We start from the raw sequence: 25,096 nt of genomic DNA, 5'->3' as shown, positions 1-25,096 counted from the left end.
ACAACAGGCGGGAGACTCGCTATCACGTTGCGTTGCCAACCAGCCCCGCACGGTCGGTATCACATGGCCGCGAAGTCCGATGGCCGTTGTGCGCGCTGGACGCAGCCTGCTCACGCCGCATTCACGACGTCCTTGAACGCCTTGCCAGCCGAGAACTTCACTGTTTTCGCGGCGGGAATCGTGATGGTCTCGCCTGTCGACGGATTGCGCCCGCTACGTTCGGCGCGGGCGCCCGTCGAAAAGGAACCGAAGCCGACCAGCTGGACGGTCTCGCCGCGCGTCACGGCCGCCGTCACGGTTTCGAGGATGGCATCAAGGGTCTCGCCCGTGCCGGCCTTGCTTTCACCCGTGGTGGCGGCGACCGCATCGATGAGTTCCTGCCTGTTCATGTGAGCTCCCTCTGATAAAAGCACCCGCCCAATGCGGGACAGGACGCTCAACCCGAACGCATGTCTACGGCGCCCGGCAACCGCGAGGCTGTCGAAAAGGCATCGCAGCATATGACGCTCGTGACCTGGCACCACGCTTCCTGCTGACTGAGTGTCTTGGCGAAGCCGGGGCGGTTCGCGCGAACGCCGGACGGTTAGTTGCATGCGAAACGGCACGCCTTGTTGAATACAGGCGATGGCGGCGATATGCTTCGCAGCAGAATCGGAATCACGATCACTGACACACCCTGCTGGCGGGAAACGACACACAATGCGACTGAAACGCATCACAGCACGACGCTCATCCGTACATGGCAAGGGGCTTTTTGCGCTGCAGCCGATCGCCGCCGGCGAGCGGCTCATCGAGTACAAGGGTGAAGTGACCAGCTGGCAGCGCGCCGCCGCCCGTCAGCGGTCCCAGGCCGGCCACACGTTTGTATTTGGTCTGTCTGACGGGCGCGTGATCGACGGCAGCCGCGGCGGAAACAGCGCCCGCTTCCTGAACCACGCATGCGCACCGAACTGCGAGGCGATCGAGACGGGCGACCGCGTGTTCATTCATGCGCTAACCGACATCGCGCCCGGCCATGAGCTGTTCATCGACTACGCGCTGATCATCGACGGCGAACTCAACGACGAAGTCAGGGAACAGTACGCGTGCCGGTGCGGCACTGCCGGGTGCCGGCAGTCGATGCTCGGGGCGGCAGGCAACTGAGGCACCTGGCCAACGCGTTTTTACCCGCCCGCATACCATCCCGCTTTTGCCGACATTCTTTTCGCCCCACGCGCGACTCTCTCGCAAACCTTCGCCGCCGCGTTGACGTCAGTGCGGACTGTGCCACAGCGAATGGCTGTTCCTGGGAACTCCGGATGCCTCTTTGCGAGATCTAGCAGCCGTTCACAACGAGCCGGTTACATCCGCGAAAAGAAAAACAAAAATAAATGGGGCGCGAACCGGTTCGCGTTGTCGCCGCCTCTTAGCTTCCGAAGAGGTCGTCTCTCACGTTGATAAGGGAAGCAAAACATGTTTTACGTCAAGAATGTTCCAGGCTGGGAGCGCGTTATCCGTATCGTTCTGGGTGTTGTCGGCGCGGCGCTTGCAATCATGTTCCTCAAGGGAGTCGCCGGAATTGTCGGAGCGCTGGCAGCCGCAGGCATCACCATTTCCGGTCTGGTCGGGTTCTGCCTCGCTTGTGCGATGGTGGGCCGGCGCCTCGCGAGACAACAGAAGCGGTGACATGGCCTTGGACGCACAAAAGCAAGCAGCAATCGACGCGGCACGTTCGGGCGACCCCGCCGCGCTCGAGCGCCTGCTGCTCCTCTTTCAGCCAGACATACGCCGCTATGCGCAGCGCAATTGCTTTATTTCGGACGTCGACGATGCAGTCCAGGAAGTGCTGCTCATCGTCGCACGCAAGTTCGAGTCGGTCCGCGCCGCCGCTGCATTCTCGGGCTGGCTCTTCAGCGTGGTACGCCACGAATGCAGGCGACTCGGTCGCAAGGCGTTGAACTTCGATCCTTACAACGAAGAGGAGGTCGATCGATGGCTGGCGCGGCACGACACCGATTCGCTGCGCCGTGAACTCATCGACGCACTGGAGTCGCTGCCGCCCGACTACCGCGATGTCCTCCTGCTTCGCGACTTTGAAGAACTCACGATCGGCGAGATCGCCGCGCGACTTGGTTTATCGGTCTCAGCGACAAAAAGCCGCCTGCATCGCGCGCGCACGTTGGCGCGCGAATACCTGCTTGCCTGACTGCGACGACCCACGCATCGCGCATCTCTGCAAATTCGGCATAGTGACGCCCATGAGAAATCGATTCGGCAAGTTCGAGCATGCTTGTCCGATGCTTGAGCGAAGCTGACGCTTGAATGGCCCCAGCGAAGCGATGGACGAACGTCGCTTCATGGCCGACAGTACGCGTTCATACGGTTCGGTGGAAGCGGCCAATGCTGATTCCAACGACAGCGCTCTATAGCACTTCGTCGAAGTGATCCTACTGGCCAACTTCGGCCATTCGACATCGACCTGTAGATAGCCAACAATCCGTGCTTTCAACACCACAGCATGCAGTGGCTCGACATCCTTATGCGGCGCTCTTAGCGAAGAGCAGCCGCCACCGCCTCGTCAATCTGCAGCGCAAAGCGCGCTTCAACGTCGGGCACCGTGTAGCCAATCGGCAGTTCCAGATACACGTCGCCTAGCACCAACTGAACGAAAGTCGCTGCCCGCAATGCAGCAGTCGACTGCCATAGATTACAACTTAGCCGCTACATGCGATGTCTCCGCCAAGTTTAAATGTCGTGGCTCCAGCTAAATAGAAATGTCGGGTTTTGCCGTGCTCTTTCTTATGTTTTCGGGTTGGGGCGGCGCAGCCGCCCCCCGTTCCCGCATTGCTTTGGCACTGACTTCAAGAACAGCCTGATTGATGTCGGCAACCTCAATCGCCCGCTGCTTCTTCAGCCCGAGCAGCGCCTGCTTCGCGCAAACCTCTTCACCGCAATGCGTGCGTGACGGTGAGCCCGCAGCCCGGCGATCGTCCCGGATCGCCTGCACGCACCGGGCAACCTCCAGCACGCTCGCGAGCCGCTTGTTCTCGACCTCGGCACCCCCTGATCGACAGGTGCGATGCGATCGTACTGCCGGCAGGGCAGCACCGCCCCCTGGGCCTGAACCTCGATCTGCCCGTCGGGATACTCGACCACCTCGACGTATTCGTGCATCAGCGTGCGGGCAAACAGCGTGTCGTCCAGCAGGTACATCACCCGAATTAGTAAGAACTCCTTCCGCGGCCGCTGCCGGCGCGGCACCCGCAGCCCCACGTCTGTCATCAGCCGGCGCACCGTTTCTTTCGCCAGGCGAATGCCATGACATTCATACAGCTTCTCGCACGCCAGCGTCGGCCAGAAATCCGCGTACCGATCACGGATGATCGAGATGGCCCGATCGGCCGTCACGGCGTCCAGGCGGTTGTTGCTGGGCTTCGAGCGACGACGCGATACGAGCCCCGACGCTCCCTGGTCACGCAATCGGCCGACCAGTCTGCGGATCTGCCGCGTCGTCAGCCCGAGTCGCTCGGCCGCCCGCGACGGCGTGAGTTTGCCGTCCGCCACATCCTGAATGACCTTGAATCTGTCCAGCTCTCGCATCGTCATCGTTATCCGTTCCATGACTGCCATCGAAGCTCCCCGTGCCGGACAACCGGCGGCCGGACAGCTTACGCGGCGCGAAAGCGGACATCGAGTTCGGTCTCAGCCGCAGGCCTTGATGCGCGTGTCGACACACCGGCCCAACTATATCGATTTCTTTAAAGCCAGGCTCCGTTGGCAATCAGGCGTTCACCGGGAAGTTGCTAGCGCAACCGCTATGCGGTGCCGGGGGCCGAAGCTGTAACAGCATCAAATAAGTACCGTTCCGCACAGCGATGGGCAACACGTCCGAACGTCTGCTTAGCAAGTCGGGGGGATGCTCCCGCTCAGGCAGCTCCCGCGATGATCATCTTCGCACGCTCGACCACGGGACGGTCAACCAGTTTGCCGTCCACAGCGATAGCGCCCGCACCGCCTTGCGCGATCGCGGCGAGCACGCGGCGCGCCCACGCGCATTCGGCGTCGGTCGGCAGGAAGCCGCGTTTCACCACACCCACCTGACGCGGATGGATGCACAGCTTCGCTCCCATGCCGAACATCCGCGCGTGGCGAACGTCCTCGGCGAGCTCGGCGTCGTCGCCGATCGTCAGCGTCACGCCATCGACGGGCGCCGGCAGCCTCGCATGGCGCGACTCGATCACCAGTTGCGTGCGCACCGGATCAAGCGCTGCGCGGTCGTCGCCGATGCCCGCGTCCGAGCAAAAGTCGAATGAGCCGAACGCGAGACGCGTCAGTCCCGCCACTGCTGCAATCTCGCGCAGCCGCACGACGGCATCTACGCTTTCAATCAGCGCATAGAGCGCCTGCGATTCACGCAACCCGGCGCGAACATGCGCGAGGTCGCTCGCGCGTTCGGCCTTCGGCAGCATGATGCCGGCCACGCCCGGCAGCGCCGCAAGGCGAAGGTCGTCGTCATGCCACGGCGTTTCCACGCCGTTGACGCGCACCAGCACGCGCGAATCGGCACCATGCTGTTCGAGCCAGTTGTGCAGCGTATCGCGCGCCAGCGATTTCGCCTCGGGCAGCACCGCGTCTTCGAGATCGAGAATCACGCGGGCCGCGCCGCTCGCGAGCGCCTTGTCGAATCGTTCGGCGCGCTCGCCGGGCACGAAGAGATAACTGGTTGCCGCTTCCATTGAGTGTCCCTTGCGCGGGCGCACCGTCTGAGAAGATCGTCCGCGCGCCGGACGATGCCTCAGGTCGCGCGCCAGTCGCGCTGAAATGTTTCCATATAACTGAAGCGCCCGGACGGGTGAATGCTGATCGCCGCCTCCACCACTTCCTCGCGCCGGTTCAGATAGCGCCGGCAAATCCACAGCGCGGGCGAGCGGGCCTGCGTGTTGAGCAGACGCGCCTGCGCCGCGGTGATGAGCGTCGCCCGGATCTCCTGCTGGACCGCCGCAATCTGCTCGCCGAACTGCTGCTCGATCAGCGCGTAGATCGGCGTGTGCAAATGCCCCTCGACTTCCACCGCGCGAAACGCCGGGTGAATGTAAATGTCGCTCACGCAGATCGGATCGACCTCGTTGTCGCTCGTGCGCACCCCTTCGAGATGCAGCCAGGTCTCGCCGTGGCTCGCGCGCAGCACCTTCGCGAGCGCGTCGTCCACTTCGACGAGATCGCGCCTGAGCAGCGTCAGCTCCGTGTCGGCCGTGTACTGGTGCAGGTCGTTCAGTTGCCTCATCACCTGCTGATAGCCGCTCACCGCCTCGCGGGCCAGCACACGCGTGCCGACACCCGGCTGCCGATCGACAAGGCCCATCTGCACGAGCCGGCGCACGGCCTCGCGCACCGTATGCCGGCTCGCGCCGAACTGCTCGCACAGGTCGTACTCCGTGGGCAAAAACGCGCCAACGGCGTACCGTCCGCTGCGGATTTCATTGATGAGCGTCTGCGCCAGTTGCAGATAACGAGGCTGCTGATTCAGCAAAGGTGTCATACGGGAAAGCGGCGGAGCCCGCGGCGAAAGCGATGCTGTCATTGCACCACAGCCTGCCGGCGCAGCCAAGCGATCGTGTCTTCCGCGAATCCGGCCTCGCGCAGCACCTCGTCGGTGTGCTCACCCATGCGCGGCGCGGCACGCGTCGGCAAGGCCGCGTCGATGCGCACGGGCGAGGCCACGCCCTTGATCGGCCCGTGCTCGGGGTGCTCGAACTCCACCACGCGCGCCTGCTCGGCCACGAACGGATTGTCGAGCGCCTGCGCAACGTCGTAGACGGGCGCAGCCGGCACCTTGCCGGCGAAGCGCTCCATCCACGTCGAAGTATCGGCCGTCATCAGCACGTCGTCCAGTTCACGGCGCACGCGGTTGCGATGTTTCAGGCGCGCCGCGTAGTTGCACAGTTCCGGGTCATCGATCCATTCGGGCTTGCCGACCACGTTCGCGAGCACGCCCCAGAACTTCTCCTTGTTGCACATGAGGAAGATCCAGCCGTCGCGCGTGCGGTACAGCTCGCTCGGCGTGAGCGACGGGTGGCTCGAACGCGGCTCGCGTTTCGTCGTATGGCCGCCGTTGAGATACCACGTCGCCACGTAAGCGAGGTTGTGGAGCGCGACATCGAAGAGGCTCACGTCCACGTCGCGGCCGCGCCCGCTCTGGCGCGCCTCGACGATGCCCGCAAGCAGCGCCATCGCCGCCGTCGTGCCCGTCATCAGGTCGATGATCGAGAGGCCGAAGCGCGCGGGCGGCCCGTCGGGCTCGCCGGTCAGCGAGAGATAACCCGCTTCGGCCTGCATCAGATAGTCGTAACCCGGCCACGCCTTGCGCGAACCCGTGCGCCCGTATGCCGAGAGATGCGCGCAGACGATGCCCGGATTGGCTCGCGAAAGCGCCGCGTAATCGAGCCCGAGGCTTGCGGGCAGATCGCCGCGCAGATTATCGAACACCGCATCGGCCTTCTCGACCAGTTTGCGCAACACCTCCTTGCCTTCGCTGCTCTTGAGGTCCAGTGCGATGCTGCGCTTGTTGCGGTTGAAGGCCTCGTAAAAGTGGCTGTCTGCTGGGCCGAAATAATGCGGCCCGACCGCGCGGCCTACGTCGCCGCCGTCCTTCGCGTTTTCGATCTTTACCACATCCGCGCCGAGATCCGCGAGATGTTGTGTGGCGAACGGGCCCGCGCCGTACTGCTCCACGGCGACGATTCGCACTCCCTCAAGCGGCAGGCTCATACGGGGCTCCTTGCAATCAGTTGCTTCGCGATGATGATGCGCTGCAGCTCGTTGGTGCCTTCGCCGATCACGAGCAGCGGCGCGTCGCGATACAGCCGCTCGATCTCGAACTCCTTCGAATAGCCGTACGCGCCGTGTATGCGCATCGCTTCCGTGCTGTTCTCGACACCCGCCTCCGTGGCGAAGTATTTCGCCATGCCGGCTTCCATGTCGCAGCGCTCGCCGCGATCGTAAGCCTGCGCTGCAGCGTCGACGAGCAGGCGCGCCGCATGAACGCGTGTAGCCATTTCGCCGAGCTTCAACTGAATGGCCTGATGCTCGCAGATCGGCTTGCCGAAGGTCTTGCGCATCTGGCTGTACGCCACCGAAGCGTCAAGCGCCGCGACGGCGATGCCGAGCCCGCGCGCCGCCACGTTGATGCGGCCGAGTTCGAGCCCGCCAAGAATCTGCTGCAGGCCACGGCCTTCCACACCGCCGATCAAACGGTCGGCCGGCACGCGGTAGCCGTCGAAATTGAGCTCGCAGGTGTCGATGCCCTTGTAGCCGAGCTTCTCCAGCTTGCGACTCACTTCGAAGCCCGGCCCCTTCTCCGCGATCAACAGGCTCATGCCCTTGTGCCGCGGCTGTGCGGCAGGATCAGTCTTCACGAGCAGCACGAGGCAGTTGCCGTAGAGGCTGTTCGTGATCCAGGTCTTCGCGCCGTTCACCACATAGTGGTCGCCTTCGCGCCGGGCCGTCGCGCGGATTGCCTGCAGGTCGGTGCCGCAATCGGGCTCGGTCAGGCCGATGCCGCCGCGCAGTTCGCCAGTGGCGAAACGCGGCAGGAATTGCGCCTTCTGTTCTTCCGTGCCGTTGCGCTGCACGGTCATCGCCATGATCAGATGCGAATTGACGATGCCGCTCAGCGACATCCAGACCGCCGACATGCGCTCGACGATGCGCGCATAAGTTCGCGCCGAGAGGCCGAGGCCGCCGTATTCAGGGGCGATCAGGCAACCGAACAGGCCCATTTCCTTCATCTGCTCGACGATCTCGGCCGGATATTCGTCGGCCTTTTCGAGCGCGTGCACATAGGGCTTGACCTCGGTCTTGAGGAAGCGGTCCAGCATATCGAGAATCAGCGCATCGTCCTCGGCCTGTTCCACTACGTTGTCGTCCACTTGAGACATGTGACTTCTCCGAACTGCGAATTGAATGAATTTCTACGCGACGATTCAGACGGCCTCGCCAAGCACTGCATGCCAGGCGCCGCCCGGCAACGTATCGAGCGCGAGCACGGCTTCGCGGATCTTCTCAACGCGATGCCCTGGCAAGGCGCGGCATGCATTCGCACGATACTTCGCGACGATCTCCTCGTTGCTGAGCGGCCGGTCGGCGCTGCCACGATGAATTGCCTCGCGGTGCGACAGGGTCTCGCCGCTCACCAGTTCCAGGCACACTTCGCCGGTGTAGTGGTGCGGGAACGTGCTGTCCGGATCGATCTCGTATTCGACCTTGGCGGCCAGTGCTAGCACTGCGTCGTCGCGCAGCGCTGCGGGCTCCAGTTCGTCGAGCGTGAAGCGCCCTTTCACCAGCGCGCTCGCCGTGACATACGGCACGCTGAATTGAGCGTCATACGCGTTGGCAGGGCGGCGCTTGTTCGCTACCGGCTCGCACACCACCTTCACGACGCCCTCGGGCACTTTCACACGAATACGCTCAATGCGGTCGACCAGTTCGGTAAGCTTATAGCCGCGCCGCTGCCATTCGTGATGCAGTGCGGTCCCGGCATCGGCGAACGCGTGCGTGAAATGGCAGGCCGGCACGGGCTTGATGGCGACTTCCTCGATCTCCCACTTCTCGCCGAGCCCGGCCGTCGCGAGTGAGAGATCGGCGTTGCCGCGCTGTTCACCAAGGTAGCTGGAAAACAGCCCGAAGCGCCCTTCATAAGGCGCCGATGCGCCGACATAGCCACGCGACGCAAGCGTCGCCGCCGTATAGGCCGATTGGGCCGCCCAGCCAGGATGCATGCGCTTGGTCCACGCACCATCCTGCAGAAATTCAAGGCTGCCGCTCGCCATCGAAAGCGCAATGCCCTGGGCCATCTGCGCCTGCTGGCGCGTCAGGCCAAGCAGGCGCGAAGCCGCCAGCGCACAGCCGAAGATGCCGACCACGCCGGTCGGATGGAAGCCGACCTGATGAAAGCCGCTTTTCGCCACCGAGCCGATGCGCGTGGCGGCTTCCATGCCGGCGATATAGGCGGCGAGCGCTTGTGCGCCGTCGAGCGGCCGGCCATCGGTCACGCCGAATACGCACGGCAGGAGGCTCGCGGTCGCATGAATCACGCCGCGCGAATGCGTGTCGTCGAAGTCGAGGCCGTGTGCGAGCACGCCGTTCATCACCATCGCGTCGCGTGCGGTGAGCACGCGGCCGTAGCCGATCACGGTGGCATCGCCCTTGCCGAGCACCGAAAGTCCGTCCAGCGTCACGCCCGCGAAATCGGTGGCGTGTGCGGCATACGCGAGACCGATCGCATCGAGCAGCAAATGCTTGGCACGCTCGCGCACGGCGACGGGTACGGCTTCGAGCTTCAGTTCGAGCGCGAATTGCGCAAGCTCGCCCGAGATACCACCTGCCGCCGTGCTCGCTTCCCGATCTTCCTTGCGTAGAGCCTGAGTGCTCATATCGTCTCCAATGGTTGCGCCGGCCGCCGTCGCGGCACCGGCTGGGTGAGTTCAGCGTTCCGCGTGCGCCGCGGTCATGCCCGTGACGTCCTCTTCGACCACCGTTTCGATCTCCTCGAGCGACTGGCCGCTCGTCTCCACGCGCAGCACCAGCAGCGCGACGATCAAAAGGCTCAGAATGCCGATCACCATCGCGAGCACGCCCGTGACGCCGAAGTTCTGGAACAGCGCGACGGCCACATACGGCGTGCACATCGAAGCGGCGCGGCCGCACACGCCCGCGAAACCCGTGCCGCGCAGGCGGAACGCCGTCGGGAAGAGCTCGGGGATATAGCCGTAGAGACCGAGCGTCACAAAGGTATAGATCGACGTGACAAGCGCGAATCCGGTGACCGAAATCGCGACGGGATCGCGCATCTGCGGATAGAGAAAGCCGAGGACGATGGTCGCCAGCGAAAACACGATCAAGCCGCGCTGCCGCCCAAGCCGGTCACCGACCAGGTAGCCGACTACCGCACCGCCGGGCGCGCCGAACGCCATCAGCGTGACGAAGCCGAGCGATTGCACGACCGTAAGCCCCTGCTTGACGAAGAACGTGGGCAGCCAGGCAACGAAGCCATACACCGAGACATTGACCGCCACGCACACCAGCGCCGCCACCAGCGTGCGGCCTACCACTGGCCGCGAGAACAGCACCGAGAGCGGCAGTTGGCGCGGCGTGACGGCTTGCGTGCCGAGCACGGGCGGCAGCTTGCCGGTTTCGCGCTCGATCTGCGCCTCGATTTCAGCGAGCGTAGCTTCCGCTTCGGCAACGCGCCCCACCGATTCCAGCCAGCGTGGCGATTCCGGCATGCGTTTGCGCATGATCCAGATCGCGATTGCACCCGCGCCGGCAATCGCGAACATCCAGCGCCAGCCGAGGTTTGGAATCACCACATAGCCGACGCTCGTGGCGATCAGAAGACCTGAGTTGATCAGAAGGCCCATGAGCGAGATCCAGCGTCCGCGATACGCGGGTGGCACGAATTCGCAAAGTGTGCCCGCGGCAACCACAAGCTCGGCGCCAAGTCCGATGCCCATCAGAAAGCGCAACACGATCAGCGTTTCGATGTTCGGCGCAAAGCACGCGAGCAGCGACGCAATACCGAACACCGCGAGATTAATCTGATACGAATAGCGGCGGCCGAAGCGGTCGCCCACCCAGCCGGCCAGGGCCGAACCGATCAGCATGCCGAAAAACGTGGCCGAAATGAACGCGGCATTGCTCGCGAGCGTCGAGAAGCCCGACTTCACCATTGCAGCAAGCACGCCCGCCGCGAGGTACACGTCGAAGGCATCGAGCAGCGCGCCGCCACTGATCAGGCCGAGAATCCTCCAGTGAAAGCGCGCCAGCGGCAGCCGGTCCAGTCGGGCCCCTGCGTTGACAGACGATACGTTCATGCGGTTGTCTCCTGAACGATGCGGCATCCGCCAGACTGCGCCAGCGTGATTCGATGCCGAATGTCATCATAAAATTAGTTATCCTGCATGTTGCTTTTAAGGAAAAATTGTCGTCCTGCTTCAGACGGCTCGTGGGTGAGAAAGTATCGAAGGCAAGTGCCAGTCGGTACGTCGCTGCAACTGGTGGGCGAGGCGCAACAACACGTCCTCGCTCCACGCGCGCCCGATGAGCTGTACGCCAACCGGCATGCCATTGCCGCTCTTGCCCGCGGGCACGCTCATACCAGGCAAGCCGAGATAGTTGATGCCGCGCGTCCAGTATGAGAAGTCGCCGAAACGTCGCTCGATTTCGCCGACGTCGCCTTTGAGCGTCTCCTCGATCGTCGGCACTGCATAGGGCAGCGCCGGCAGCAGCAAGGCATGGGCGCCGCCGAGGTGGCGCTCGACGAACCGCGCCATAGAGCGCGCGCGCAACCGCAATGCGTCGATATAGCGCGTGGCGGGATACAGTAGGCCGCGTTCGAGACGGCGCAGCACCTGTTCGCCATAGTCGCCTCGGCGCTCGCGCAGCCATTTGGCGTGAATGGAGGCGGCTTCCGCGCCGAGCACCAGCGTCGCGAGCGCGCCCGCTTCGCGCAGGTCAGGCATTTCTACCTTGCGAATCGTCGCGCCGCAAGACGCAAGCGCATCGGCAACGCGCAATACCGACGCGCGCACTTCGTCCGAGACAGGTGCACCGTCGTCGAAAGCGGGCACGGCGATGATGTCGTCGCGCATCAATGGCCGCTCTATCGAGCGTTCAAAATCCCGTGTGCCGGCCGCGAGGCAGTGCGGATCTACGGCATCGGCATCCCAGATCGCCTGGAGCATCGAGGCAGCGTCCTGCGCCGTGCGCGCGAGAACGCCTACACAATCGAGACTCGGCGAAAGCGGCATCACCCCTTGCATCGAGATCGCGTGCTGCGTTGGCTTCATCCCCGTAACGCCGTTCACAGCCGCGGGAATGCGCACCGAGCCCCCTGTATCGGAACCTAGCGCGCCCGCCACGAGGCCGAGCGCCACCGCAATGCCGCTACCGCTCGACGAGCCGCCGCTCACATGCGCGTCAGACCATGCATTGCGGCCATGGCCCAGATGCGCATTGAAGCCGGTGGGGCTCATCGCGAACTCGGCCATGTGCAAGGCGCCGAGATCGATTGCGCCCGCCGCGTCGAGTCGCCGCAACACCGTGGCCGTATGCGAGGCGCGATGGCCCGCGAGAATGCGGCTGCCGCATTCGCTCAGTTCGCCGGCGCGGAAGAACATGTCCTTGTGCGCGAGCGGCGCGCCCTGCAAACGGCTGGCATGCACGCCCTCGGCGGGTTGCCGGTCGACTGCGCGCGCTTGCGATAATGCGGACTCTTCGCGCAGCCGCACGAAGCCGCCGCGCTGCCCCGCTCGTTCCGCTTCGCGCAGCGCCGCTGTCGTGCGGTGCTCGCATGTTTGCGTTGACAGCGGGAATGTCTCAGCGCTCATGGCCCGGCTCCAGGTTTTGCAAAGTGTGCGTGAACGCGTCGGCCTCGAGCCAGTCGAGCGATTGCGCCGCATCGGCAACCGCCCGCACGATCGCGTGCGCTGCCTCGACCAGTGAAACGGCATGGCCGGAACTCAGCGCTGCGGAGCCAAACTGCTCCACCCACGACTGCGCCCCAACATTGAAATCCGTGCGACTTTCATTCGACACGCCCATCTCCTCCTGCAATCAATGCCGTCCGGCGAGAAAAGCCGCAACGCCCTGGCGCTGCGCATAAGGTGATTTGAGTACGACGCGCGCCGCGCACCTTGAAGGCCGCGGAAATCAATCGCCGACGCCGTGACCACGCTTCGGAATCAGCGCACTGCGCACGAAATCCATCACCTGCACGCCGTTCTGGTTGAACGCGCGTGTATGCACGGTGACGATCCCCTGGGTTGGACGCGAACGCGACTCGCGTTTCTCTAGCACTTCGGACTCCGCATAGAGCGTATCACTGCAAAACACGGGAGCCGTGAGATTGATCTCCTTCCAGCCAAGATTGGCAATCGCCTTGCCGCTCACGTCGTTGACCGTCATGCCGAGCACGATTGCCACGGTCAGACCACTATTGACGAGCAGTCGGCCGAACTCGCTCTTCGCGGCATGGGCGGCATCGCAATGCATTGGATGGAAGTTCATCGTCAGCAGCGAAAAATGGATGTTGTCGGCCTCGGTGATCGTGCGTCCGGGCCGGTGCTCGTAGATGTCGCCGATTTCGAAGTCTTCCAGATAGCGCCCATAGCTGGCGCGGATGCGGCGCGTTTCGCCAGCCTGCTCTCGTTTCACGTCCATTGCCTGCGTCTCCAGTTTCGACGGACTTTGTTCGGTTATTGTCACTTTGTACGGACAAAGTATTGAGCGAAGACGAATTGCTGTCAAGGCACGGAGTCGGGAATCTCGGCCAGGGTTTATGCCAAGGCGCGGCGAGAACGGAAGTTGAGAGAGCCACCGCAGCGACGGCAAACAGCGCGATACGCTACGTTACTACCGTGAAGCAAAATGAACTTTGTCTTGATCTGCACCGGATTATCGGGTGCCACCGCAGGTGGCAGTTTGCACTTCCGCATCTGTTCGGGTGGCGACTACCGACGCCAGATTTTATCCCACGCAGAGATGCTATCCTTTTTGAGTTGACCACCTGCAAGTTCCATAGCGGAACGTATGCACCGATGCGTCCTCGGTGCTGGCTGATCACTCGCACTGCGTCCTGGATTGACGGCCCAACCCCGCCCGATGCAATTGTGTCGCGATAAGAGCGGCGAGGTAAGTGCATTTGATAAGGATGGCTTACGTTGCCAGCAAGTAAAACTGCTCGGCGACCGTTCGGTGAGTAGCGCCGACTTTCATCTGCCCCTTGCGGATCATATGCATCACCTCAATGCCAGAGAGAATGATACGCGCACAGCGAAAGTCCTTGAAGCCCATCATCGGTTTAATGATGCGTTTGATCGCTCGATGATCCTGTTCCACAATATTGTTCAGGTACTTGACCTGCCGGATTCGGATGGGCGTTTCCCGTTCGACGACCACCAGCGTCAGCGAATCGAGCGTCACGGTCTCGCCATCGGTGGCATGGCGCGCGTAGCAGACGAACGATGACGCTACGGCAGCGCCGCATAACGCGGCGAATGGCAATACCAGCCAAGACGCAAAAATATGCCGAAGAAGGCGGCTGTAGCGACCACGAGCCCGATCAGCACTCCAATCGCGCCCGCGGATTGCCAGGAAGATAGCGCACAGTTGCGCCCCAGTCGCCATTGGCATGGCCAGCCATCGCCGGGGCGACCGCTCGGGCCACTCGCGCTACGCCAGTCTGCATACATCTGTCACTTCACCTTTGCTTACTCGCTGCGCACGCCGCCGGATCACGCCGCGCGACGCAGCCTGCAATCGCCATTTCGCATCAACCATTCCACAGTCCATCCGCAACGCAACGGCAACGGCGAGGCGCGGACGGCCTCACGCATGCACTTCGCGGCATCGCTGCGAGGCACGTCGCATGCGCGTGCGAAGCATTGGCCGATCTCCCGGAGTGTGTCAATGAATCGCGCGACACCTGTTCATCCCGTTCACGAACATGCCGGCCCGCCCGAGGGCGTGCTGCGCTGGCTCCTGACGACCAACCACAAGGACATCGGCACGTTGTACCTGACGTTTTCGTTTCTGATGTTCCTCGTTGGCGGCGTATTCGCACTGCTCATACGTTCAGAGCTATTCGAGCCCGGGCTACAGATCATGCGGCCCGAGTTTTTCAACCAGCTCACGGGACTTCACGGTCTCGTCATGATCTTTGGCGCGATCATGCCGGCATTCGTGGGGTTCGCGAACTGGTTGCTGCCGCTGCAGATCGGCGCATCCGACATGGCGTTTGCGCGCCTCAACAACTTCAGCTTCTGGCTTCTGGTGGCAGGCGCGCTGCTGCTGGTCGGATCATTCCTCGCGCCCGGCGGCGCAATGGCGGCAGGCTGGACCATGTACGCGCCGCTGTCCGTCCAGCAGGGCCCGGCCATGGACCTGACCATCTTCGCCGTCCACATCATGGGCGCCTCGTCGATCATGGGCGCGATCAACATCATCGTGACGATCCTCAATCTGCGTGCGCCTGGCATGATCATCATGAAGCTGCCGCTGTTCGCATGGATGTGGCTGATCACGGCCTATCTGCTGATCGCGGTGATGCCCGTGCTCGCGGGCGACGTCACGATGCTGCTGTTCGATCGCCATTTCGGGACGTCATTCTTCAACCCGGCAGGCGGCGGCGACCCGGTGATCTACATCCACATCTTCTGGTTCTTCGGCCACCCCGAGGTGTACATCATGATCCTGCCGGCGTTCGGGATCATCTCGCACGTCATTCCAGCCTTTTCGCGCAAGCCGCTGTTCGGCTACAGCTCGATGGTGTATGCGGGCGCGGCCATCGCAATCCTGTCGTTTCTCGTCTGGGCTCACCATATGTTCACCATCGGCATGACCGTGACGGGACAGTTGTTTTTCATGTACGCGACCATGCTGATCGCGGTGCCCACAGGCGTGAAGGTGTTCAACTGGACCGCCACCATGTGGCGCGGCTCGCTGACCTACGAAACGCCGATGCTGTTCGCCATCGGTTTCATCTTTGTATTCACGATGGGCGGCTTTACAGGCCTGATGCTGGCGATGGCTCCCCTCGATATCCAGTACCACGGCACGTATTTCATTGTCGCCCATTTCCATTACGTGCTGGTGGCGGGATCGCTATTCGCACTGTTCGCGGGCTGGTATTACTGGTCGCCGAAATGGACCGGGTGGATGTACAACGAGACGCGCGGCAAGATCCATTTCTGGCTCACGATGATCGCGTTCAACCTGACGTTCTTTCCGATGCATTTCCTGGGGCTCGCCGGCATGCCGCGACGGTACGCCGACTATCCGGCGCAATTCACGGACTGGAATCAGGTTTCGACAATCGGCGCGTTCATCTTCGGCCTGTCGCAGGTCTATTTTCTTTTCGCGGTCGCGTTGCCCGTGTATCGCGGAGGCGCAGACCTGAAGCGGGCAGATGCGAAACCGTGGGACGGTGCCGCCGGGCTTGAATGGACCGTTCCTACGCCCGCGCCTTATCACACGTTCGAGACACCGCCAGTGGTCCAGTAGGCGGACGGCGGCATCCCGACAACATCCGCGCACGCGCAACGCCGCGGGCACGGTCCACGCTTCGCGGCGCAGACGGATGTCGCCGGGCACGGTGAACTGAGTCCGTTCGCGGGTTAAACGAACCGGCTGATCCCGATGCGCTGATGTGAGGGGTCAGGGCTATGACGAGGGTCGGCAGATGACACGTGTAGGCGAGCGACAAGCACGCTTGCACGCAGCATCAGGAGGAACGTATGCCGATAAATGACGCATCTGGCGTGCCGTCCTGTGACGGTGCGTTGCTAACCGACCTGTATGAACTCACCATGCTGCAGGCTTATTTCGATCGTGGCATGAACGGGCTTGCTGTGTTCGAACTGTTTGTCCGGACGCTACCGCCGCGGCGCAATTTTCTCGTCGCGGCGGGGCTGGAACAGGCCATTGAATATCTGACCGCGCTGCATCTGCGCGACGATGAACGCGACTGGCTGCATCGAACCGGGCGATTTACCCCGGCATTCATTGCATCGCTTGCCGATCTGCACTTCACCGGCGACGTCCTGGCCATGCCAGAAGGTACAGTCTGCTTTCCGAACGAACCGTTGCTCCAGATTGCTGCGCCGCTGCGCGAGGCCCAACTGGTGGAGAGCCGGTTGCTCAATCTGCTTCATTATCAGACGCTCATTGCCAGCAAGGCTGCCCGTTGTGTGCAGGCCGCGGCGAACAGGCCTGTGATAGATTTCGGCCTGCGGCGGGCGCATGGAGCAGAAGCGGCTTTGCTCTCGGCGCGCGCCAGCTATCTGGCAGGATTTGCCGGCACCGCAACTGTTCCCGCGAACGCCTGCTTCGGCATCCCGTTGTTCGGCACCATGGCGCATTCGTTCATTCAGGTGCATGAGGATGAACTGGATGCGTTCGAGGCATTCGCCCGTGCCCAGGCAAACAACACGCTGCTGATCGACACATACGATACGGAAGCCGCTGCCAGCAAGGTTGTTGCGCTCGCCCACCGGCTCAGGGCCGAAGGCATCGAGATCCGCGGCGTACGGATCGATAGTGGCGACCTTGGTGAACACGCGCGGCGCGTGCGCACCATCCTCGATGCGGGCGGACTGCGGCAGACGCAGATATTCGCAAGCGGAAACCTGGACGAGTACCGGCTGGAAGCACTGCAACGGCAACGCGCACCCATCGATGGTTATGGTGTCGGCACCCATGTGGGCACATCGGCAGACGCACCATACCTCGACTGTGTCTACAAGCTGCAGGAATATGCCGGTCGGGCGCGGCGCAAACGCTCGGAGCACAAGGCCACGTGGCCGGGCCGAAAGCAGGTATATCGATACGCGGATGAAAGCTGCCACCTGCTGCACGATGTGCTCACCCTCGCAACAGATCAACAGGATGGCATGGCGCTGCTCAGACCGGTCATCATGGCGGGGCAGCGCATCCGGCCGCCAGAGCCGCTCGATCAGGCTCGCGTCTATTGCGAGGCTCAGATTGAAGCGTTGCCTGCGGCGCTGCGAGCGATGAACGGCACAAAGCCATACACCGTCACCATCGCCGAGCCGCTGCGCGCGCTGACACGTGAAGTGGACAGATCGATGACGCCCGCGACTACTCCAGATCGCTAACTGGCGAGAGCGGGACGTGGTGCGACGTTCTGTTTGAACGCGGACTTCGCGCCGCGCTTGTCGTAGTCTCCGCCAACTGAAGAATTCGCGGGGCTTCGTTGACAGTGTGTGCGCGACTGAGCGGCGGACTCCGCAGAGCATATCGCCCGGACGTCTCCGATACCTGCCGACGATGCCCTTCAAATCCGCGCGAAATGACGACGCGTCGTACAGCGTGGCGGAGATCGCGAGGTATCCTCGTAATTTTCAGCGCAAGCCCGCAAGATGGCTTGCCGTCGTGTCAAGGCTTGATGGCCGCGAGGATTGCTCCGCATGATGCCGGAGCCTGACCTCGCCGCGGCGTAGCCAGACCATTGCGCCCGATATGTCGACATCGTCGCACGCGATGGTGCTCCAATGGGGCACAGTCTGGCGTTCGCCGAGGAGACATGGATCCACCGGTCGATCAAGGGCAGAACCATACGTCGAGCACCCACGGCAGCGCGGCAAGACGGTTTGCCATGGCGACCAGCGCGTCGTCCGGGACCCACGTGAGGATTACCGTCATTTCTTCGTAGATCGCGCCGCTATTCGCCACCGCGCGACAGCGCTTCACGTGCGACGCGTACTGACCGATGACCTGCCATAGTGTGATGACCTGCAACCGTCCAGGACGACAGCGAACGCCAAACGTGCGAGTAGTGGCGCGTATCATGATGGGTTCTCGTGGCGATAGCACGTTACCGCCTCTGGCAGCTGTTGGATCCGGATCGGGTGTCGTGACTGAACGCGGCATTATTTTGCGAAGGGCGAGACCATGCTGGTGACCCAGGAGCACGCCTGCGCTGAAGATAAACCGGTTTGACTCACGCAGCATGTGTGCCCGATGATTTTCCTCAGTTGGACGTCGGCGGTTCTTCACGGGATTCGGATAACCGGTATGCTTCCCGGCAACGGCTCGCCATCCGACAATGGCTGGGAGTTTTTACCATCTGTGCGTAATCGAGGTGGTTGACGTTTCCCTGACCATTCAGACAGCGTTTCACCGCATAGGGCGGGCCAGATGCCTGCCTCGGCACGCATGAGAAGCACGAACTGCCCGAAATCATCAGAACGGAGATCGCATCCCCACTTGGGCAGCCGCATTCAGGCTTTGACGGGCGCATGTTGGTCGCGCACCGCGCGAATGCGATCGTGATCCTGTGCCACGCCCTGATAAAGCCGCTCGACCACAGCATTCACATCAGCAGGCAGATCCTGCTCAAGTGCATCGTGAAACCGCTTCTCTGCGGCATCTTCGTCCTTTTCGCAATCGTCAAGGATCGCGTGATCGGTGCGGCCGCCGACTGCGGACTTCAAACCGAGCCATCCGCGATGCAACACACCGGCGACGCTGCCGTCACTTTTAGGCCTGCCGCCAAGCTCTGACACGAGGTCCTGCAGTTCGCGCGCGTCACGCGAGCAGAGTTCGGCACTTTCGAGCAATGCATCGTTCAAGCTCGCGTGCCGTACCTCCTCGGCAGCTTTCATAAATCCGCGCTCGCCGTCTTTCGACGTTTCGATCAACTCGTTCAGCAGGGCAATGATATTAGCCTTCATAGGTCCGCTCCCATCGGTAGACGCGTGAGACGCCACCCTTCAGCACCCGACATGCCTGTCAGGCGCCGCACCGTCCATGGAGCGAACGATAGCGACACACTGCAGAACCGATCGCGAAGCGGATGTCGAGCTGCAACCACGCGAACGCGCAGCCTGCATCGCCGCATCGTCCGCTCGCCGCCATGATCTATGTTTCCGTTCATAATGGACAACTTGGGAACAGGTTCGCACGGCGCATTTGAGTAGCATCGCTGACGAGGTGGCTAGCGGCGAATGACTACGCGCCGATTCGGGCCATCAATACTTGCGGCCGATTCCGCTTCGTCTCGTAGTGCATCTACATCGAATTGAAATGCTATCCCGCAACCGGTACGTCCGTGCCATCGAGGTGTCGTCGCCCACTGTTGTCCAATGCGGCGCGGACGATTGCACCCGTATCTCTTTCACGGAATGCAGGAGCGACTTCGGATCTCGCGCGCGCCCAGGGCTTGACGAGCGACCGGTAACATGGATGAACGGGTGCACGATTACGCGCCGGGCCCGTTTCGGCGGCAACAATCGACTGTCACAGGCATGCGCAATCGGGTTTTCGACCTGATTTTCTTAACGGCTAGCGCGCGGCCCTCCGATTACAGCGGCGACTGCCGCAACTGCCGCCCTCCTCGCGTCAAGTTGCAGCGATGCTGGACGTCATGCGCTATTTGGCTTTTGCGGCGTACCAAATTCGCCACTTCCTGCTCACTGGAGATCTTCGTGACGAAGGTATTCAGCATGGCTTCCCAACCAGCGTTTCGGAAGCAAGACACACTTTCAGAATGCCCTCCTTTTGGGCGCTACCAGGCACCCCGCTTCCCTGCCTGACTGAATTTTGGCGAAGCCGGGTCGGTTCGCTAGAACGCCAGACGGTTAGTTGCATGAGAACCGGCACGCCTTGTTGAATACGGACGATGGCAGCGGTATGCTTCGCAGCAGAACCGGAATCACGATCCCGGACACACCCGGCTGGCGGGAAACGACACACAATGCGACTGAAACGCATCACAGCACGACCCTCGTCCGTACATGGCAAGGGGCTCTTTGCGCTGCAGCCGATCGCCCCCGGCGAGCGGCCATCGAGTACAAGGGTGAAGTGACCAGCTGGCAGCGCGCCGCCGGGAGTCAGCGGTCCGAGGCCGGCCACACGTTTGTGTTTGGCCTGTCCGACGGGCGCGTGATTGACGGCAGCCGCGGTGGAAACAGCGCCCGCTTCCTGAACCACGCATGTGCCCCGAACTGCGAGGCAATCGAGACGGGCGATCGCGTGTTCATTCATGCGCTAACCGACATCGCGCCCGGCCATGAGCTGTTCATCGACTACGCGCTGGTCATCGACGGCGAACTCAATGACGAAGTCAGGGAACAGTACGCGTGCCGGTGCGGCACTGCCGGGTGCCGGCAGTCGATGCTCGGTGCGGCAGGCAACTAGGACACCTGGCCAACGCGCTTTTGCCCATCCCCATACCATCCCGCTTTTGCTGACATTCTTTTCGGCCACACGCGACTCATACTCTCACAGACCTTCGCCACCGCGTCGATGTCAGTGCGAATGCGACGCCACAGCGAATGGCTGCTCCTGGGAAATCCGGATGCCTCTTAGCGACCCGTTCCTGCCGTTCACGAATGCCCGGTGGCCGTCTCAGGTCGGTCTTGAAGCGGCCCTTCGAAAGTTGGACGGACGATCATGGGCGCATATGGCCGTGGATTATGTCGAACGCCTGGTTGGCGACACGGTGTGCGACAGCGAAGCTGTTGCAGTTCCACGGCTTTCAATGGCCGCCCGCGTGCGTTGTGAAGTTCGCGCCGCGGCCTCCCGCAGCGATTCAACGAGACGCTCGAGATTAGCGAACTCGAGTCGTTGAGTCGGGATGATCAACGCAAGCGATCCGACCGCTTCACTGGAGTCGTCGGTGAATAGCGGCGACGCGAGTGCCGAAACCCCGTGTTCCAGTTCGTCTCTTGAGAGATAAAAACCCGCCCGTCGGATTTTGAGCAGCGAAGCCCGAAACTCTTCAAGCGTCGTCCCGAGGCCGCTCTGTGCAATGTCCTCGGGATATTGTTCGAACAGGATCGCGAGCTTGGCCTTCGGGAAGGTCGAAAGTATCGCCTTCGGAGCGGCGCCGAGAAACAGAGGTCTTGGTCGGCCGCGGCCGTATCGAAGATCAAGCGCCGCGTTGTACGTCTCCCGATGTGTGTCAACAAGCTCGTTTCCGTACCAGCGCGACATCACCACATCGAAGCCGGAATGCTCGCTTAACTCGTGCATGATCGGCTGGCCGATTGCCAGCAGCGGATCCGAAGCACGCAGGCGGTAATCCAGCCTGATTATGCGAGGGCCGAGCCCGTACTCTCCGCCCGTGAACCGGACGAGCAAACCCGCATCCACGAGTTCACGCACGTAGCGATAAGCCGTTGGCGCCGAACACTCCAGTTCAGCAGCGACATCTTCGGCGGACAAGAATGGCTTGGCCTCCGAAAACAGATCGAGTATGGATAAAAGCCGGGTGATGCTCGACATCTGCGCGCTGAGCTCCTTCTATGTGAGCGGATTATGCCACTCGCGCGCTTTCCCGCCGGGCTTCCCGGTTCACGGCAAACGCTCGGGCGCGCCCGACAGCCTGTCTTTCACGGCCGGCGATTTGTGCTTGCCCGGTAGACCGCCAACCGAGCAAGCAACTCGATTATGCAAAGCCCATGTGCACAGCCATCTCGGCTTGCCAATTGCTTCGCGGCCTGAATCCCGGCAGCCCGCTCGCGTGGCGCTCAACAGCCGCCATCAGTTGTGCGTCAGGCAAGTCGAAGTCCACTGGCACCCGCATCGGCTGGTCGACGTACCAAGGCGTATCGATGAAGAGCTCCAGCCGGTTGCCCTCGGGGTCGCGCGCATAAATCGAAATTGCGTCGCCATGTGTGACGGGATTGATCTCTTCCAGACCTTCCGAGACGAAGCGCGCGTGAAACTGCCTGCGCGTGTCGAGGCTGTCCGCTTCGAGTGAAATCTGATTTATCGGATTGAATGCCAGGTGCTCCGGTCGACCGCTTGCGAGCACGATTTGGTGATGCACCGCGGGATCGCGACTTAGGAACACCAGCCGCACTTCGCCGTGCGGCGTCTGCAGCGTCCCGCGATCGGTCACGGTGAACTCCAGCACCCGCGAATAGAAGTCTTCCACCCGTGCCATATCGCTCACGTAGAAGCCCATATGGCTTAACGACAGCCCGCTCGCGCTTTCTTCATACCGTCCATGCTCGTCTCCGGTAGTGATAAACCCTAACGAAAAACACGTTGCGCCCACAGTTGAACATAGTTCATTATCAAAATACGATAAGTTTACGACTTTATTGACGTTGCCAGCGCTGGTCTAACCGGATTTTTATCTTCTTGGATCGTCAATGAAACTCGTCAGCTTTTCGACCCATCAAGGCCCCTCCTTCGGCGTCGCTCGCGGCGACAGCGTGATTGACCTCGGCAAGCGGCTGAACGGCCGTTACGCCGACCTGAAGGCACTGATTGCCGCCAACGCGCTGGGTGAGGCCGCCCAAGCGGCTCAGGGTGATCAGGGCGACTACCCGCTGTCGGAAGTGACGCTGCTGCCGGTGATTCCCAACCCCGAGCAGATCTTCTGCGTCGGGCTCAACTATGCTGAGCATGTCAAGGAAACCAATCGGGAAACCACCGAGCAGCCGGTCATCTTCATGCGGCTTCCAGCTTCGCAAGTGGGCCATGGACAGCCGATGCTGCGTCCGCCCGAGTCTCAGCAATTCGACTACGAGGGTGAGATCGCCGTGATCATCGGGCGGGGTGGGCGGCGCATCGCTGAAGCCGACGCCTGGAATCACATCGCCGGGTATGCCTGCTACAACGATGGCTCGGTGCGCGACTGGCAGCGTCACACCACCCAGTGGGGACCCGGCAAGAACTTCTATCGCACGGGCGCCTTCGGGCCGTGGATGGTGACGAGCGACGAAATCGAGCCGAACGCCCTCATGATGCTCGTCACGCGTCTGAACGGGCAGGAAGTGCAACGCGCGACCACGCAGATGCTGATTCACGGCATCGCCAAACAGATTGCCTATCTGTCGACCTTCACGCCGCTCGCGCCGGGCGACGTCATCGTCACCGGCACGCCCGGCGGCGTCGGGGCAAAGCGCAATCCGCCCCTCTTCATGAAGCCTGGCGACCAGGTCGAAGTGGAAGTCGACCGGATTGGCGTGCTCTCCAATCCGATCGCCGACGAAGCATAAAGACCGTTGCCGGAAGCCCACCCGCGCCTCCGGCGCCTCATGAAGTGGATGTAGACATGTCAGATAAAACCATTTCGATGCACGCATGCGGCTACGATGTCGCGATCATCGGCCTCGGCCCGACTGGTGCGACGCTGGCCAACTTACTGGCGATCGAAGGCTTGCGGGTACTCGTGCTGGAGCGAGATAAGGACATTTTTGCGCTGCCCCGCGCGGTGCATTTTGACGGCGAATGCATGCGGGTGTTTCAGAGCATAGGGCTTGCCGACACGCTGCTTCCCAAATTGTTTGTCGGCCCCGGCATGAAATTCGTGAACGCCGCCGGCCAACTCCTTATCGACTGGTCACGCCCCACGTGCATTGGCCCGCACGGCTGGTGCGCCAGTTACAAATTTCATCAACCCGACCTCGAAAACGCGTTGCGCGATCGCCTGGCGGGTCAGGCAAACATCGACGTACGGCTGCGTCACGAAGTGTTTGCGCTTGACGAAACCAGCGATGGCGTCCAGCTCCGCTTCGAGGACACCAGCTGCGGCAAGCTTGGCCGTGCGACGGCTCGCTATGTGGTCGGATGCGATGGCGCGCGCTCGATTGCGCGACGATTCATGGGCACCGAACTCACCGATCTCAAATCGCATGAACGCTGGGTTGTCGTCGATGTCTTGCTCGACACCCCGCGCCCCGACCTCGGTGATTTCTCCATTCAGTATTGCGACCCGGTGCGCCCGACGACCTATACCCGTGGTCCGGGAAATCGCCGCCGCTGGGAAATCATGGTCATGCCGGGCGATGATGCGATGCAACTTGCGTCCCCCGAATGGCTGTGGGATAAGCTCGCGCGCTGGATTTCCCCGGCCGATGCCCGACTTGAGCGGTCCGCGATTTATACCTTCCACTCGGTCGTGGCGAACGGCTGGCGCCGCGGACGATTGCTGCTGGCTGGCGATGCCGCGCATCAGACACCGCCCTTCATGGGCCAGGGGATGGCCGCCGGCATTCGCGATGCGTCGAATCTTGCCTGGAAGCTCGCGGCCGTCATTCGCGGCACTTCGCCGGATACGCTGCTCGATACGTACGAATCAGAGCGTTCGCCTCATGTGCGCGAGTTTATCGAAACCGCGGTGCGACTTGGTTCGGTCATTCAGGCGACCCATCCGGAGGCTGCGACCAGCCAGGACATCGAAATGAGCGCTGCGATTCGCCATTTCGTCACTCCGCAACCGAAGCTCGGCCCCGGAGCCTACCTCCACGCATCCTCGTCGGCCGTGGTGGGCCAGGTCGCGCCCCAACCGCGCCTGGCAGACGGACGTCTGATGGATGACGTCGTCGGCTATCGGTTTGCGCTCGTCGCGGTGCCTGAGCTGCTCGCCGGATGTGATGACATTGCGGAGCGCGCTGAGCGGGCGGGCGTCCAGATCGTCTGCGATGCAGACGCGGTGAATACGTGGTTAGCGTCAACGGGCGCCGCAGCGGTGCTGATCCGCCCAGACCGCTACGTCTATGGCATTGCACACGACACCGCTTCTTTGTACAGCTTGCTCGAGCACGCATTCCCCGCACTGCAAACCGCCACCGCTTAACCGACC

The 25,096-nt window shown here is 62.3% G+C and carries 22 protein-coding genes and 2 pseudogenes; 8 read left to right on the top strand and 16 right to left on the bottom strand.

All coding sequences use genetic code 11. The annotated features are described in order from the left end of the window. Positions 1-110: 110 nt before the first annotated feature. On the bottom strand, positions 111-389 hold the full coding sequence (locus VSR68_RS39245; RefSeq protein ID WP_342944886.1) for an HU family DNA-binding protein: 279 nt from the start codon (positions 387-389) through the stop codon (positions 111-113). Positions 390-699: 310 nt separating this feature from the next. On the opposite strand from VSR68_RS39245, the gene VSR68_RS39240 reads away from it, so the two are divergent. From VSR68_RS39240 to VSR68_RS39230, 3 genes are all read left to right on the top strand, one after another. Then, complete coding sequence (locus VSR68_RS39240; RefSeq protein ID WP_342944885.1) at positions 700-1,143, top strand: SET domain-containing protein; 444 nt, start codon at positions 700-702, stop codon at positions 1,141-1,143. 309 nt (positions 1,144-1,452) lie between these two features. Continuing rightward, positions 1,453-1,665 carry a DUF2892 domain-containing protein gene (locus tag VSR68_RS39235; protein WP_342944884.1) on the top strand — a complete coding sequence of 71 codons (213 nt, stop codon included), beginning with the start codon at positions 1,453-1,455 and terminating at the stop codon, positions 1,663-1,665. A gap of 1 nt (position 1,666) precedes the next feature. After that, positions 1,667-2,185, top strand: a complete 519-nt coding sequence (locus tag VSR68_RS39230; protein ID WP_342944909.1) for a sigma-70 family RNA polymerase sigma factor — start codon at positions 1,667-1,669, stop codon at positions 2,183-2,185. A gap of 558 nt (positions 2,186-2,743) precedes the next feature. Here VSR68_RS39230 and VSR68_RS39225 read toward each other — a convergent pair. The 11 genes and pseudogenes from VSR68_RS39225 to VSR68_RS39175 all read right to left on the bottom strand — a co-directional run bounded on the left by VSR68_RS39225 (position 2,744) and on the right by VSR68_RS39175 (position 14,163). Further along, positions 2,744-3,609 (bottom strand): annotated as a pseudogene (locus VSR68_RS39225) (helix-turn-helix domain-containing protein). Positions 3,610-3,905: 296 nt separating this feature from the next. Then, positions 3,906-4,715 carry a CoA ester lyase gene (locus VSR68_RS39220; protein ID WP_342944883.1) on the bottom strand — a complete coding sequence of 270 codons (810 nt, stop codon included), beginning with the start codon at positions 4,713-4,715 and terminating at the stop codon, positions 3,906-3,908. Positions 4,716-4,774: 59 nt separating this feature from the next. After that, positions 4,775-5,518: a GntR family transcriptional regulator gene (locus VSR68_RS39215; RefSeq protein ID WP_342944882.1), complete on the bottom strand. Its 744-nt coding sequence runs from the start codon at positions 5,516-5,518 to the stop codon at positions 4,775-4,777. A gap of 38 nt (positions 5,519-5,556) precedes the next feature. Next, the gene (locus VSR68_RS39210; protein ID WP_342944881.1) at positions 5,557-6,747 is read right to left on the bottom strand and encodes a CoA transferase; all 1,191 of its coding nucleotides are present in this window, start codon (positions 6,745-6,747) and stop codon (positions 5,557-5,559) included. Further along, a complete protein-coding gene (locus VSR68_RS39205; RefSeq protein ID WP_342944880.1) occupies positions 6,744-7,916 on the bottom strand; it encodes an acyl-CoA dehydrogenase family protein in 1,173 nt (390 codons plus the stop codon). Before VSR68_RS39205 ends, VSR68_RS39210 begins: the two co-directional genes overlap by 4 nt. Positions 7,917-7,961: 45 nt before the next feature. Then, positions 7,962-9,410, bottom strand: coding sequence for an MmgE/PrpD family protein (locus VSR68_RS39200; protein ID WP_342944879.1), 1,449 nt, complete (start codon positions 9,408-9,410; stop codon positions 7,962-7,964). Positions 9,411-9,461: 51 nt separating this feature from the next. Next, positions 9,462-10,850 carry an MFS transporter gene (locus tag VSR68_RS39195; protein ID WP_342944878.1) on the bottom strand — a complete coding sequence of 463 codons (1,389 nt, stop codon included), beginning with the start codon at positions 10,848-10,850 and terminating at the stop codon, positions 9,462-9,464. 120 nt (positions 10,851-10,970) lie between these two features. Continuing rightward, positions 10,971-12,365: an amidase gene (locus VSR68_RS39190; protein ID WP_342944877.1), complete on the bottom strand. Its 1,395-nt coding sequence runs from the start codon at positions 12,363-12,365 to the stop codon at positions 10,971-10,973. Continuing rightward, positions 12,355-12,591 carry a hypothetical protein gene (locus VSR68_RS39185; RefSeq protein ID WP_342944876.1) on the bottom strand — a complete coding sequence of 79 codons (237 nt, stop codon included), beginning with the start codon at positions 12,589-12,591 and terminating at the stop codon, positions 12,355-12,357. The genes VSR68_RS39190 and VSR68_RS39185 overlap by 11 nt, the downstream gene beginning before the upstream one ends. Before the next feature lie 96 nt (positions 12,592-12,687). Continuing rightward, entirely contained in the window at positions 12,688-13,197 is a 510-nt protein-coding gene (locus VSR68_RS39180; protein WP_342944875.1) for a MaoC family dehydratase, read from the bottom strand. 495 nt (positions 13,198-13,692) lie between these two features. After that, positions 13,693-14,163, bottom strand: coding sequence for a DDE-type integrase/transposase/recombinase (locus VSR68_RS39175; protein WP_342944908.1), 471 nt, complete (start codon positions 14,161-14,163; stop codon positions 13,693-13,695). 282 nt (positions 14,164-14,445) lie between these two features. Here VSR68_RS39175 and ctaD point away from each other — a divergent pair, with 282 nt between their 5' ends. Continuing rightward, positions 14,446-16,038: a cytochrome c oxidase subunit I gene (ctaD, locus tag VSR68_RS39170; protein ID WP_342944874.1), complete on the top strand. Its 1,593-nt coding sequence runs from the start codon at positions 14,446-14,448 to the stop codon at positions 16,036-16,038. 233 nt (positions 16,039-16,271) lie between these two features. Next, complete coding sequence (locus VSR68_RS39165) at positions 16,272-17,651, top strand: nicotinate phosphoribosyltransferase (protein ID WP_342944873.1); 1,380 nt, start codon at positions 16,272-16,274, stop codon at positions 17,649-17,651. A gap of 445 nt (positions 17,652-18,096) precedes the next feature. Here VSR68_RS39165 and VSR68_RS39160 read toward each other — a convergent pair whose 3' ends face one another. Together VSR68_RS39160 and VSR68_RS39155 are read right to left on the bottom strand one after the other, a co-directional pair. Then, complete coding sequence (locus VSR68_RS39160; protein WP_342944872.1) at positions 18,097-18,345, bottom strand: hypothetical protein; 249 nt, start codon at positions 18,343-18,345, stop codon at positions 18,097-18,099. 431 nt (positions 18,346-18,776) lie between these two features. Then, positions 18,777-19,229: a PA2169 family four-helix-bundle protein gene (locus tag VSR68_RS39155; protein WP_342944907.1), complete on the bottom strand. Its 453-nt coding sequence runs from the start codon at positions 19,227-19,229 to the stop codon at positions 18,777-18,779. Positions 19,230-20,251: 1,022 nt separating this feature from the next. On the opposite strand from VSR68_RS39155, the pseudogene VSR68_RS39150 reads away from it, so the two are divergent. Next, positions 20,252-20,694: pseudogene (locus tag VSR68_RS39150) on the top strand (SET domain-containing protein). A 276-nt stretch (positions 20,695-20,970) separates the two neighbouring features. Here VSR68_RS39150 and VSR68_RS39145 read toward each other — a convergent pair. Beyond that, positions 20,971-21,783, bottom strand: coding sequence for an IclR family transcriptional regulator (locus VSR68_RS39145; protein WP_342944871.1), 813 nt, complete (start codon positions 21,781-21,783; stop codon positions 20,971-20,973). 163 nt (positions 21,784-21,946) lie between these two features. Beyond that, positions 21,947-22,468 carry a VOC family protein gene (locus VSR68_RS39140; protein WP_342944870.1) on the bottom strand — a complete coding sequence of 174 codons (522 nt, stop codon included), beginning with the start codon at positions 22,466-22,468 and terminating at the stop codon, positions 21,947-21,949. 190 nt (positions 22,469-22,658) lie between these two features. On the opposite strand from VSR68_RS39140, the gene VSR68_RS39135 reads away from it, so the two are divergent. Both VSR68_RS39135 and VSR68_RS39130 read left to right on the top strand, forming a co-directional pair. Beyond that, positions 22,659-23,510 carry a fumarylacetoacetate hydrolase family protein gene (locus VSR68_RS39135; RefSeq protein WP_342944869.1) on the top strand — a complete coding sequence of 284 codons (852 nt, stop codon included), beginning with the start codon at positions 22,659-22,661 and terminating at the stop codon, positions 23,508-23,510. A 56-nt stretch (positions 23,511-23,566) separates the two neighbouring features. Next, positions 23,567-25,090, top strand: coding sequence for a bifunctional 3-(3-hydroxy-phenyl)propionate/3-hydroxycinnamic acid hydroxylase (locus tag VSR68_RS39130; RefSeq protein WP_342944868.1), 1,524 nt, complete (start codon positions 23,567-23,569; stop codon positions 25,088-25,090). Positions 25,091-25,096: the final 6 nt, after the last annotated feature.

The sequence above is a fragment of the Paraburkholderia phymatum genome, from assembly GCF_038900715.1.
Classification (GTDB): domain Bacteria; phylum Pseudomonadota; class Gammaproteobacteria; order Burkholderiales; family Burkholderiaceae; genus Paraburkholderia; species Paraburkholderia phymatum_A.
The sequence above is the reverse complement of the archived record's forward strand: the minus strand, read 5'-3'. Positions and strand labels throughout refer to the sequence as shown.